The organism is Thalassospira sp. ABL2_045 (assembly GCF_056161285.1).
The window spans coordinates 136,842-148,236 of the sequence record NZ_JBSWYV010000008.1; the positions used below are offsets into that span (position 1 = coordinate 136,842).

Below are 11,395 nucleotides of genomic sequence, written 5' to 3' on the forward strand. Positions count from 1 at the left end.
GATCCTGACTGCTCCGTTGGCCTGATCTTTTGGCTGGCGGAGCAGTCAATACGCGAACGGACAGGATTTCATGATCGGATTTATTGAATTCGCGGACAAACTGTCAGCCTGGTTTGGCAAGGCCTTTGGCTGGCTGATCATTCTTATGACGCTTGGCATGAGCTATGAGGTGATCTCGCGATACCTATTTAACGCACCAACCACCTGGTCACTTGATGTGTCCTTTATCATGTATGGCACGCTGTTCATGATGGGTGGGGCCTATACCCTGTCACGTGGCGGGCATGTTCGCGGCGATTTCCTTTATCGCCTGTGGAAGCCGACGACCCAGGCCAAGGTCGACCTGGTTTTGTATATCTTCTTCTTCTTCCCCGGTGTGACCGCACTGATCCTGGCAGGCTGGAAATATGCCGCCCGGTCGTTCGGATACGAGGAAGTCAGTGTGAACAGCCCGGCGGGTGTTCCGATCTTTCAATTCAAGGCGGTGATTGTCGCGGCCGGTATTCTTTTGTTCATCCAGGGCATCGCACAGGTGATGCGCTGCATTCTGTGTATCCGCGAAGGGTACTGGCGCAATGCGGATGACGATGTTGAAGAAACCGAAGAGCTGCTGATGAAGCAGCGCGTGACCACGGAAGACTGATCTTATGACAGTTCCTGGTTCATACGCGAAACACGCCCCCGAACGGAGCAGCCAAAGTGATTGACGCACATGTCGCCCTGATGATGCTGGGCATCTTTATTTTACTGGTATTCCTCGGTTTTCCGGTTGCCTTCACCCTGATGGCGCTGGGGATCGGGTTTGGTTATTACGCCTATTTCGATGCAGGCCGCATGTGGCGGGCCTTTAACCGACTGGCTGAGGACAGCGATACTTTGACCTCGGCCTTAACCTGGTTCGAGGGGGCGTTTAACAACCGAATATTCGATCTGTTTATCAACCAGACATACACGGTGATGTCCAACGAGGTCCTGACAGCAGTGCCGCTGTTTCTGTTCATGGGCTATATCGTTGAACGTGCCAACATCGTGAACCGTCTGTTTTCGACCCTGAACATTGCTGCACGCAATATCCCCGGGTCGCTTGGTGTGGCTGCTCTGATTACCTGTGCGCTGTTTGCAACCGCGACCGGGATTGTCGGCGCGGTTGTGACCCTGATGGGGATGCTGGCGCTGCCCGCGATGCTGAAGGCACGCTATGACAAAAGCTTTGCATCGGGCATCATTTGTGCCGGTGGTACGCTTGGCATTCTGATCCCGCCATCGATCATGCTGATCGTTTATGCGGCGGCCTCGGGTGTTTCGATCGTGCGTCTTTATGCTGGTGCGCTTCTGCCGGGTCTGACGCTGGTCGGGTTGTATCTTCTTTATGTCATGGGCCGTGCGATGCTGCAGCCCAAAGCAGCCCCGCGCCCGAGCGAGGACGAAGTGCCCGAAGTTCCGCTGCCCAAGGTTCTTTTGATGCTGGCGACCTCGTTCTTCCCGCTGGCCTTCCTGATTCTGGCGGTACTTGGATCAATCCTGTTTGGTCTGGCCACCCCGACCGAGGCGGCATCAATCGGTGCGCTGGGCGGTATGATCCTGGCGGCTGCCTATCGGGCGCTGACCTTTGATCGCCTGCGGGAGTCGGTTTATCTGACGGTGCGGACATCAGCGATGGTGTGCTGGCTGTTTGTGGGTTCTTACACCTTCTCGTCGGTGTTCTCCTATCTTGGGGGGGAACATGTGATTGCCGAGTTTGTCGGTGGTCTTGACCTGACGCCACTTCAGTTCCTGTTGCTGGCACAGCTGATCATCTTCCTGCTGGGATGGCCGCTGGAATGGTCGGAAATCATCATCATCTTTGTTCCGATCTTCCTGCCGCTTTTGCCGCTGTTTGATATTGATCCGCTGTTCTTTGGCATTCTGGTGGCATTGAACCTTCAGACGTCGTTCCTGACTCCGCCCATGGCCATGTCGGCCTATTACCTTAAAGGGGTGGCGCCAAACGGGATATTGTTGACCGATATCTTCAAGGGGATCATGCCGTTCCTGTTCATGGTGATTGTCAGCATGGTTTTGATGTACGCTTTCCCACAGATCGTGTTCCATCTGCCGGATCTGTTCTACGGCGCACGCTAAGGGGATTGCCTGAATGAGTACCATCAACCCGTTACTGACACTTGATGTCGTCGAATTGCGTGACCGCCTTGCAAGCGGGGCGGTGCGCGCGGTCGAATATGTCGAGGCCTGTCTGGAACGTATTGCCGAAGTCGAACCACAGGTTCAGGCATGGGCGTGGCTTGACAGCGATCATGCCATTGCCCAGGCCCGCGCCCTTGATGCAAGGCGTCAGGCCGGGGCACCGATTGGCCCGCTGCATGGCTTGCCGGTTGGTCTTAAGGACGTGATTGATACGGCCAATATTCCAACCGCCAATGGCACCGTTCTGGACGAGGGCCGAGTGCCAAGCGAAGACGCGGTGCTTGTATCGCGTCTGAAGGCGGCCGGTGCGATCATCATGGGCAAGACGGTTTCGACCGAGCTTGCCTTCATGCATCCGTCCAAAACACGTAACCCGCACAATCCGGATCATACACCCGGTGGGTCATCTGCCGGATCGGCCGCCGCCGTTGCCGCGGCCATGATCCCGCTTGCGGTCGGGACCCAGACCGGTGGGTCGGTGATCCGGCCCGCCTCGTTCTGTGGGGTGGTCGGTTTCAAGCCAAGCTTTGGCGCGATTGCCCGTACCGGTGTTCTTAGCCAAAGCCCGACCCTTGATACCATTGGCGTGTTCGCCAATTCGGTCGATGGGGCGGCGATGGTGGCCGAAAGCCTATTTGGCTATGACGCAGGGGACCCGGCAACCACGCCAAGCCCGACGCCGCGCTTGCTTGATACCGCCAAAGCAACCCCGCGCGTGACACCAACCTTGGCCTTTGTTCGCCCGCCACAGTTTGATGAACTTGCCGACGAAGAAACCGTTATGGCGTTTCGCGAGATCACCGACATGCTGGGTGATCAATGCTTTGAGGCGCCGTTGCCAAACGCGTTTGACGACGCGGCCGCATTGCGAGCCCGGATCAACTTTGCGGAAATGGCCAAGGATTACTATGGCTATGAAAAGCGGGGCCGGGATCAGTTGTCGCCTGAAATCTGCGAAGCCCTTGATAAGGGCAATGACGTCAAGGCGCGTGACTATCTGGCGGCCCTTGATTGGCGCAAGGTGCTTAATGCCGGACTGGAAGAGGTGTTCAAACGCTGTGATGCGATCATCACACCGGCCGCACCGGGGCCTGCACCGGCCAATCTTCAGACCACCGGTAATGCGATTTTTAATGGTCTTTGGACTTTCTGCGGTACGCCAGCCGTGACCATTCCAATGTTGTGGTCACAGGGCGGCATGCCGATGGGCATTCAGCTTGTCGGGCGGGTTGGCGATGATGCGCGACTAATGCGCACGGCCAACTGGCTTAAAACATATCTTGGTAATCAGGAGGACGCGTGATGGAAAACGTTCTTTTAAATCGTGCGATGGCCTTGCTGGCCTTTGTCGTCCTCGCGGCATCTGTCGTAACGCTTGTGGTTTATGTCCCGCGTTGGGATCTGGCGATCATGGTGGGGTTCACCCTGCTTCTGGCAGGCTGGGACATGTGGCATGTCGCCATGGGCCACAAGGAAGACACACACTGATCCAACGAAGGGACCAACCCTTTGGGGATGCAAGCCGAACTTCGGGGCAGGAAGCGCTTCCTGCCCCGTTTTTTGTGCTTCATTTGCGTTCGGGCGGCGCCACAAGGTTTTCGATCGGCGGGATCGGTGTGGTTTTGACCTTTTTGGTGACGATATAGGTGAAATACCGATCGATGCCGATATTGGACACCAAAAGGCCGTCAATCATGCGCTGATAGGAGTCAACGTCATGACATAGTACCTTGATCATGTAATCCACCCCGCCGCCAAGCGCATAGCATTCGACGATTTCCGGGATGTCCTGAACCGCACGTTCGAAAATCTGGAAATCGTCATGCTGGTGATGACGCAGGGTAATTTCGGTCAGAACCAGAGTCGGTTTGACCAGCTTTTCCAGATTGAGATGTGCGTGATAGCCCGAGATGACGCCAAGGTCTTCAAGCCGTTTGAGCCGTTCCCAACACGGGCTTGGCGAAAGGTTCACCGCCTCGGCCAGTTTGACCTTGGTGATGCGCCCTTCGCGTTGCAGGGTTTTGAGGATTTTCAGATCCAGCTCATCAAGCCTGATCATGATCAGAGCACCTCGGCAATCACAATCAGACAGTCGCCCGTTTTGATCAGGCCCTGGAAGTGGCGGCACGACACAATGCCCGCGCGTGGGGCATAATATTCACGCGGCGGGGTTCCGGTACGTTCCACATCATAGATGCGCGCGATCAGATCGCCTTCCTTGACCATATCGCCCAGATCAACGCAGGGCTCATACAGGCCACTGGCTTCTGATGCGACAAAGCACCGGTCATCTGGCATATCGAGCATGGTCGTGCCGGTCGGGGACGGTTCAATTTCGCCCTTAAGAATGCCGGCATGAACAAGGATGTTGCGCACACCGCGATCAGCAATCGCCACACGTTCGGCAGTTGTTGACCCACCACCACCGAGTTCGGTGGTGACAAAGGTTTTGCCAGCTTCCTCGACCACGGTGTCAAACATGCCAACCGCATCAAGTTCGAGCATCATCATTGAATAGGGGGCACCGAATGCCTTCATGGCCGCAACACAGCGGGCTTCCTGTTCCTTGTCAGGCAGGACGTGGGCGGCCGAGAACGGAATGAAATCAAGCGTCTTGCCGCCGGAATGGATATCAAGGACGATATCGGCTTCGGGCACGAGATGGCGGAAAACGTAATCGGCGATCTTTTGCGTGACCGTGCCATCGGGCTTGCCCGGGAAGGAGCGGTTCATGTTGCCCGCATCAATCGGGGATGTCCGCGATGCATTGCGAAATGCCGGATAGTTCATGGCGGGCAGAATGATCACACGACCATTGATTTCAGCAGCCGAGAGCGATTCAGCCAGTTTGAACAGCGACACCAGACCTTCATATTCATCGCCGTGGTTGCCGCCCGTCATAAGGGCGGTCGGGCCAATGCCATTGCGGATCACGGTGATCGGGATCATCACAGCGCCCCACGCGGAATCATCACGCGAATAGGGCAGCTTCAAAAAGCCGTGGTGAATGCCATCCTGGTCAAGCGGGATCGTCGGGCTGATGGGTGATGGTTTTGTCATGGTCGTATCCTTAAAAAGCCTGACTTCGCGACCGTCGTCGTCAGGCTGTGGCATCTGGTGCCGCACACCAGACCCGCGCAAAAGGCGCGATGTCATGGCGTGCGGTACGGTTTTTCGGGTCCGAACTCAGTTTTTGACAAACAGCTGTCGCGGATAGCTGGTCAGGGTTTTCGACCCGCTTTCGGTGATCATCATGCTTTCGGTGATCTCGATCCCCCAGTCATCGAACCACAGGCCGGGCATGAAGTGGAAGGTCATGCCCGGTTCGAGAACCGTGCGATCTCCCGGACGCAGGCTCATGGTGCGCTCGCCCCAGTCCGGCGGATAGGAAAGCCCGATCGGATAGCCGCAGCGGCTGTCTTTTTCGATGCCGTATTTCTGCAGAACACCAAAGAAGGCATTGGCGATGTCTTCGCATACATTGCCCGGTTTGGCGGCTTCGAGGCCGGCCTGAAGGCCTTCGATCAGGGCACTTTCGGCATCGAGGAAACGCTGATCGGGATCACCAAGATAGATCGTGCGCGACAGCGGTGCGTGGTAACGACGGAAACAGCCAGCAATTTCAAAGAAGGTCCCGGCATCGGACGGAATGGGTTTTTCATCCCAGGTTAGGTGCGGTGCGCTGGCGTCCTGGCCTGATGGCAGAAGCGGCACAATGGCCGGGTAATCGCCGCCAATCCCGTCGACACCTGCGATCCCGGTACGGAAGATTTCCGCAACCAGTTCGTTCTTTTTCATGCCCGGCTCGACGATTTCAAAAATGCGTTCGTGCATGTTTTCAACAATGCGGGCGGCCTGACGCATATAGAAAATCTCGGTTTCCGATTTGATTGCGCGCTGCCAGTTCACAAGGGCGGTGGCATCGGAAAACTTGGCGTTGGGCAGATGTGTCTGAAGCTGCAGGAAGGCCTTGGCAGAGAAATAGTAGTTATCCATTTCCACGCCAATGCGCCGCGATGCCCAACCGCGATGTTCAATCACCTCGGCAAGGTAGTCCATCGGGTGATGCGTGGTCGATTGCACATAGTAGTCCGCATACGGGATGATGCGGTCATGGGGCATATAGACCGTACGTTTGGCGCCGTTGGCATCCTGCGAACGCCCGAACCAGATCGGGTCGTCTTCTATCGGTACCAGCACACATTGATGGACATAGAACGACCAGCCGTCATAGCCGGTCAGCCAGGCCATGTTTGACGGATCGGTCACGATCATAAGATCGACGCCCTTTTCCACCATGGCTTTTTTGGTTTTCTCCAAGCGTTCGGCGTATTCCTCACGCGTGAAATTCAATTCTACCTGGCTCATCGCAGGCCTCCAGATAAAGGTGGGTCCAGACCCTGTTTCCCTTTGTTGTTAAGAAGTAATCTCGACCCCTGCACCGGCTGCGTCGCAGCGGTGACGGGCGAGGGTGGCGATAGCGGTGTCCTGAACACCGGTTCCGGTCAAATCACAGACCGTAATCTGACCCGCAGATGTTCTGCCGGTCAAGGATTTGGCGATGATCTGACCAAGTTCGGGCAATGTCGCGTCGGCTGCGACAATCCCGGCATCGATGGCGTGATGAAGTTCGCCAAGAATGCGGGTTTGTGCCTGGCTGTCGCTGACATAGAGATCAGCCTGCCCGATCAGGGCAGGATCAATTTCGTTTTTGTGTTCGGCGTCCGATCCCATGGCAGTGACATGGGTGCCCGGTTTGACCCAGTCGGTCTTCAGGACCGGTTCACGCGCCGGGGTGGTGGTGACGATGATATCGGCCGTTGCGGCGGCGTCCTTGCCATCCGCGGTGGCCGTCACTGGAATGCCCAGTTCTAGCGATGCCTTTTTCGCGCACGCCTCGGCCTTGGCAATATCGCGCGCCCAAATGGTGGCCGAGGTGATATCGCGCACCAGTGTCAGCGCCTTAAGCTGCAGGCGTGCCTGCACACCGGCACCATAGATTGCGGCATGTTTGGCATCGGAGCGCGCCAGATGTTTGGCAGCAACCCCACCAGCCGCCGCTGTGCGCACATCGGTCAGATAGCCATTATCGAGCAAGACGGCCTCAAGCAGGCCGGTCTTGGATGAAAACAGGTTCATCAAGCCATTAACCGATGGCAGGCCGAGCTTTGGGTTGTCAAAAAAGCCCGGACTGATCTTGATCGCAAAGCTGTCGATGCCCGGCACATAGGCGGTTTTGACATCGACCTCGCCACTATATTCATCAATATCCAGACGCAGGATCGGCGGCATGCGGACATCCTGGGTTGCCAGCGCCTTGAACGCGCCTTCGACGCAATCAATGGCATCCATGTCCAGATCAATGACCTTGCGCAGGTCGGTTTCGGTCAGAATTCTGATCGTGGGCATAAGGTTACTCCGCCATCAGGTCGACGTCTTCGCCGCCGACAATGCGTTTATGCAGATCCATGTCGATATTGCATCCGGTCGTCAGCACAACCGTGCGCCCCGGATTGTCGACCAGACCGGCGCGAAGGGCGGCAATGCCAACCGCACCGGATCCTTCGATCACCTGTTGATCATCAAGATAGGCCGCCCGGATGCCATCAGCGATCTGGGCTTCGTTGACGAGTACGAAATCATCGGTCAGATCACCGCACATATCAAAGGTGTACTGGTTGTTCTCACCAATGCCGCCGCCCAGACTGTCTGCCAGGGTCGGCAGTTCCTTGACGGCGGTCGGTTTGCCTTCCTGTAGGCTTGTGATCATCGCACAGCCGCGTTCCATGGTGATGCCGACAACCCGTATCATCGGATTGACCGATTTGGCCACCAGCGCCACACCGGCCAGCAAGCCGCCGCCCGACAAGGGCACCAACAAGGTATCCACGTCAGGAAGGGCTTCGATGACTTCAAGGCCAAGCGTGCCTTGCCCGGCAATGACGTCGGGGTGGTCAAAGGGCGGCAACATGATCATGCCTTCTTCTTTGACCAGGCGGTCGACTTCATGCTGGGCTTCGTCCTGTGACTGGCCGATGATGCGGACCTCTGCCCCAAGGGCGCGGATGCCGTCCACCTTGTTCTGCGGCACCAGTTCCGACATGCAAATGACCGATCGGACACCGGCATTGCGCGCCGCATAGGCAAGTGCCCGACCATAATTGCCGGTGGATACACCGACGACACCTTTGGCTTTTTGTTCTTCATTCAGGCGTAAAACCGCATTGGCGGCACCACGCAACTTGAAACTGCCGGTATATTGTTGCTGTTCGCATTTAAGCCAGACCGGGCTGCCGACACGGTCCGTGAGTGCGGCAGACGGGCGAAGCGGTGTGTGGATGATATGATCCGCAATGTTTTTACGGGCAGAAAGAACATCAGCAAATGTGATGGGGTCTTTCATGGGACCTCGACTTCGTTCGTTGGTTGCGGGACCTGATCAAACAGGGTTCCGAACCCAGTGATCGGCTTTTTGTACTCAATCAGGTTCAAGGCATGCCAGACCAGGGCCTGATTGCTGGTGATGACAGGCTTCTTAAGCTTGCGTTCAGCCGCAGCGATGATTTCGGCAGACCGGATGGCGGTGCAGGAAATAAACACCGCATCGGCATCAACGGTGTTGACCTTAAGCGCACCTTCAAGAATGGCTTCGGGCGGCAAGGCGGTCATGTCAAAATCATTATCCAGACCAAAGCCCATGATATGGGTGGCGTCAAAGCCCTTTGCGGCGAATTGATCGGCAACGGACTGGGTCACAGCCGGAAGATACGGGGTCAGGATGGCAATTTTTTGCGCACCAACCGCACGCAGCGCCAATTCACTGGCCAGAAGCGGGTTGGTGACCTTGGTGCCCGGCATACCCTGATTGATCAGTTCGGCGATTTTGTCCGACCCGGTCACAGCGGTTCCCGAAGTGCAGCCGAAAATGGCGACATCGACGCCATAGCCGGGCAGCAGGGTTTTGGCCGCGCGCGGCAGGTCGGCCGCCATTGATTGCAGGTTTTCAACCGTCACGGGATTGGCGTTTTCGATACGTGTGGTGAACAGGCGCAGGTCACCTGGCAGGATGGTGCGCAGATCATCCTCGCTATTGAAATCGGTTGCCAGTGTGATGAGGCCGATCCGCCCTGCCGGTCCGACAGGGGCGGGTGAATACGGCACATCTACCGGCTCTGGCGTGACCGCACGGGATACGGACATGTCCTGAACTCCAGAGGCGGATCGTCCCGATAATCCTCAGGACGATCCCGTTTTTTTATTTTCAAATGTGCTTCCGGGCGAGCCCGGAAATTGCGGGCCAGTGCTTGCTTAGCGGAAGGCAAGCTCTGGCAGGAACAGGGCGATCTGCGGAACGAAGATCAAAATCACGGCTGCCAGCAGCAGCATGAAGATGAAGGGCGGCGTTCCACGGATGACCTCGGCATAGGGTCGCCTGAAGATCGCTATGGCCGTAAAGATGTCACACCCGAATGGTGGCGTGGCAGAGCCAATGGCAACCTGAAGCGTGACCAGCGTCCCGACAAGAACCGGGTCCAGACCGGCCGAATTGACAAGCGGCATGAAGATTGGCGTCAGTACCAGAATGACCACAATCGGGTCAACGAACATGCAGCCGACAAAGAAGGCAATGCAGATCGCAGCCAGAATGATGTAGGGGTTCGCCCCTTCAAGACCCAGCGCGCCAATCACATGTTGCGGGATCTGGGCAAAGGAAATCACGAACGAGAATGTCGTGCCGGCACCCACCAGAATGAACACAACAGCCGTGATCAGGCCGGTTGAACGGGCAATCGACAGCAGCTCAGACCATTTGACCGACTTGAAGACCATAACTTCAAGAATGACGGCATAGACAACGGCAACTGCCGCGACCTCGGTCGGGCTGACCCAACCCAGATAGATGCCGCCCACGATCAGAACCGGGAACATGATGGCCGGGCCGGCATTGATCACGGCCTTGCCACGCTCCGCCCAGGTCATGCGCGGGATGGTCGGGATGTCGTTCTTTTTGGCGTAGTACATGCAATAGAGCGAGAACATCACCAAAATCAGGATGCCCGGACCGATCCCGGCCAGGAACAGTTCACCGATCGACACCTTGCCAACCACGCCAAACACGATCATGCCGATCGATGGCGGGATCAAAAAGGCGATGTCGCTGGCATTGATGATCAGCGCCATGGCGAATTTGTCTTCATACCCTGCCTTGAGCATCTTGGGACGCAGCGGGCCGCCCATGGCAACCACGGTGGCCTGTGTCGAGCCCGATACCGCGCCAAACATGGTGCAGCCAAGGGCCGTGGTGACGGCAAGGCCGCCACGCACATGGCCGACAAAGGTCATGGCAAGGTCAATCAGCCGGTTGGCCGTATGCCCCTTTGTCACGATATCGGCGGCAAAGATAAACATCGGCACTGCGATGAGTGCCACCGGTGAAATGCCCGTAACCATCTGCTGAATCAGGATGCGTTCGGGAATGGGCATATAAAACATGAAGGCAACGACGCTGGCTGTTGCAAGCGGCACCATCATGGGGAAGCCAAGGACCAAAAGGACCAGCATCACCAGAAGGATTGAAGTACCTAAATCCATTTTTCCATTCCCCCTTACAGATGATGCTCGTCGGCGTCGTCAAACGTATCCTCAACCTGATAGGACAGGTGCGTCCCAGGCTTGAGGATATTGGTCAGTGCGGCCAGAACAAACTGGATACCGGTAACGCACAGACCAAACGGCACGATCAGAACGGTCAGGTAAAAGGGGATTCGCAAGGCCGGGGTCAGCCGGTTTGATGCGATCAGGGAGGACACATAATCAAGCGAATACCAGGCCAGAAGGAACAGCAAGCTGGCCGTCCCGAGCGTGATGATGATCATCATGATCTTGCTGGCACGCGGGCCCAGCATATCGGTAAAGGCGGACATGCGGATGTGGCGCCCCATGCGGGCGGCTTCACTGATGCCGACAAAGGTCACAAGAATAATCAGAAACTGATTGAGCTCTTCGGAAAAGAAGATGCTCGAATTGAAGCCCAGACGCATGATCACGTTGGCGACGGTATTCACCGCCATGATCACAATGCTCCATCCAAGAAGCTGTCGCTCGACAACGGACAAGCTGTGATCAAGTTTTCTCAGAATACCCAACGCCCCGCCACTCGGAGCGGGGGCCTCCCCGTTTGAACCTGACATAGAACCTCCTTGATGCGCGT

12 protein-coding genes are annotated in these 11,395 nt (G+C 56.6%); 4 read left to right on the top strand and 8 right to left on the bottom strand.

The features are described 5' to 3' along the window. Nucleotides 1-70 precede the first annotated feature (70 nt). Genes ACXAIA_RS13000 through ACXAIA_RS13015 form a run of 4 tightly spaced genes read left to right on the top strand, consistent with a single transcriptional unit; the run spans nucleotide 71 to nucleotide 3,672 of the window. On the top strand, nucleotides 71-643 hold the full coding sequence (locus ACXAIA_RS13000; protein ID WP_475344572.1) for a TRAP transporter small permease subunit: 573 nt from the start codon (nucleotides 71-73) through the stop codon (nucleotides 641-643). 56 nt (nucleotides 644-699) lie between these two features. Then, on the top strand, nucleotides 700-2,121 hold the full coding sequence (locus ACXAIA_RS13005) for a TRAP transporter large permease (RefSeq protein WP_475349697.1): 1,422 nt from the start codon (nucleotides 700-702) through the stop codon (nucleotides 2,119-2,121). Between the two features lie 13 nt (nucleotides 2,122-2,134). Continuing rightward, on the top strand, nucleotides 2,135-3,487 hold the full coding sequence (locus ACXAIA_RS13010) for an amidase (protein ID WP_475349698.1): 1,353 nt from the start codon (nucleotides 2,135-2,137) through the stop codon (nucleotides 3,485-3,487). Continuing rightward, nucleotides 3,487-3,672 (top strand): hypothetical protein, encoded by a 186-nt coding sequence (locus tag ACXAIA_RS13015; RefSeq protein WP_475344580.1) that lies wholly within the window; start codon nucleotides 3,487-3,489, stop codon nucleotides 3,670-3,672. Before ACXAIA_RS13010 ends, ACXAIA_RS13015 begins: the two co-directional genes overlap by 1 nt. Before the next feature lie 79 nt (nucleotides 3,673-3,751). Here the strand turns inward: ACXAIA_RS13015 and ACXAIA_RS13020 are convergent, their stop codons facing one another. From ACXAIA_RS13020 to ACXAIA_RS13055, 8 genes are all read right to left on the bottom strand, one after another. Then, entirely contained in the window at nucleotides 3,752-4,243 is a 492-nt protein-coding gene (locus ACXAIA_RS13020; protein ID WP_475349699.1) for an Lrp/AsnC family transcriptional regulator, read from the bottom strand. Between the two features lie 2 nt (nucleotides 4,244-4,245). Next, nucleotides 4,246-5,244: a N(2)-acetyl-L-2,4-diaminobutanoate deacetylase DoeB gene (doeB, locus tag ACXAIA_RS13025; RefSeq protein WP_475349700.1), complete on the bottom strand. Its 999-nt coding sequence runs from the start codon at nucleotides 5,242-5,244 to the stop codon at nucleotides 4,246-4,248. A 126-nt stretch (nucleotides 5,245-5,370) separates the two neighbouring features. Beyond that, the gene (doeA, locus tag ACXAIA_RS13030; RefSeq protein ID WP_475349701.1) at nucleotides 5,371-6,552 is read right to left on the bottom strand and encodes an ectoine hydrolase DoeA; all 1,182 of its coding nucleotides are present in this window, start codon (nucleotides 6,550-6,552) and stop codon (nucleotides 5,371-5,373) included. A gap of 48 nt (nucleotides 6,553-6,600) precedes the next feature. Continuing rightward, on the bottom strand, nucleotides 6,601-7,593 hold the full coding sequence (eutC, locus tag ACXAIA_RS13035; RefSeq protein WP_475349703.1) for an ectoine utilization protein EutC: 993 nt from the start codon (nucleotides 7,591-7,593) through the stop codon (nucleotides 6,601-6,603). Between the two features lie 4 nt (nucleotides 7,594-7,597). Then, nucleotides 7,598-8,587, bottom strand: coding sequence for a hydroxyectoine utilization dehydratase EutB (gene eutB / locus ACXAIA_RS13040; protein ID WP_475349704.1), 990 nt, complete (start codon nucleotides 8,585-8,587; stop codon nucleotides 7,598-7,600). Next, nucleotides 8,584-9,384 carry a maleate cis-trans isomerase family protein gene (locus ACXAIA_RS13045; protein ID WP_475349705.1) on the bottom strand — a complete coding sequence of 267 codons (801 nt, stop codon included), beginning with the start codon at nucleotides 9,382-9,384 and terminating at the stop codon, nucleotides 8,584-8,586. Before ACXAIA_RS13045 ends, eutB begins: the two co-directional genes overlap by 4 nt. Before the next feature lie 108 nt (nucleotides 9,385-9,492). Continuing rightward, on the bottom strand, nucleotides 9,493-10,776 hold the full coding sequence (locus ACXAIA_RS13050; RefSeq protein ID WP_475349706.1) for a TRAP transporter large permease: 1,284 nt from the start codon (nucleotides 10,774-10,776) through the stop codon (nucleotides 9,493-9,495). A gap of 14 nt (nucleotides 10,777-10,790) precedes the next feature. Further along, nucleotides 10,791-11,375 carry a TRAP transporter small permease gene (locus tag ACXAIA_RS13055; RefSeq protein ID WP_475349707.1) on the bottom strand — a complete coding sequence of 195 codons (585 nt, stop codon included), beginning with the start codon at nucleotides 11,373-11,375 and terminating at the stop codon, nucleotides 10,791-10,793. Nucleotides 11,376-11,395 lie beyond the last annotated feature (20 nt).

Bases quoted from the DNA above. Each gene is read 5' to 3' on its own strand.
- doeA (WP_475349701.1), bottom strand. From the start codon at position 6,552: ATGAGCCAGGTAGAATTGAATTTCACGCGTGAGGAATACGCCGAACGC.
- ACXAIA_RS13010 (WP_475349698.1), top strand. From the start codon at position 2,135: ATGAGTACCATCAACCCGTTACTGACACTTGATGTCGTCGAATTGCGT.
- eutB (WP_475349704.1), bottom strand. From the start codon at position 8,587: ATGAAAGACCCCATCACATTTGCTGATGTTCTTTCTGCCCGTAAAAAC.
- ACXAIA_RS13055 (WP_475349707.1), bottom strand. From the start codon at position 11,375: ATGTCAGGTTCAAACGGGGAGGCCCCCGCTCCGAGTGGCGGGGCGTTG.
- ACXAIA_RS13020 (WP_475349699.1), bottom strand. From the start codon at position 4,243: ATGATCAGGCTTGATGAGCTGGATCTGAAAATCCTCAAAACCCTGCAA.
- ACXAIA_RS13000 (WP_475344572.1), top strand. From the start codon at position 71: ATGATCGGATTTATTGAATTCGCGGACAAACTGTCAGCCTGGTTTGGC.
- ACXAIA_RS13050 (WP_475349706.1), bottom strand. From the start codon at position 10,776: ATGGATTTAGGTACTTCAATCCTTCTGGTGATGCTGGTCCTTTTGGTC.
- ACXAIA_RS13015 (WP_475344580.1), top strand. From the start codon at position 3,487: ATGGAAAACGTTCTTTTAAATCGTGCGATGGCCTTGCTGGCCTTTGTC.
- doeB (WP_475349700.1), bottom strand. From the start codon at position 5,244: ATGACAAAACCATCACCCATCAGCCCGACGATCCCGCTTGACCAGGAT.
- eutC (WP_475349703.1), bottom strand. From the start codon at position 7,593: ATGCCCACGATCAGAATTCTGACCGAAACCGACCTGCGCAAGGTCATT.
- ACXAIA_RS13045 (WP_475349705.1), bottom strand. From the start codon at position 9,384: ATGTCCGTATCCCGTGCGGTCACGCCAGAGCCGGTAGATGTGCCGTAT.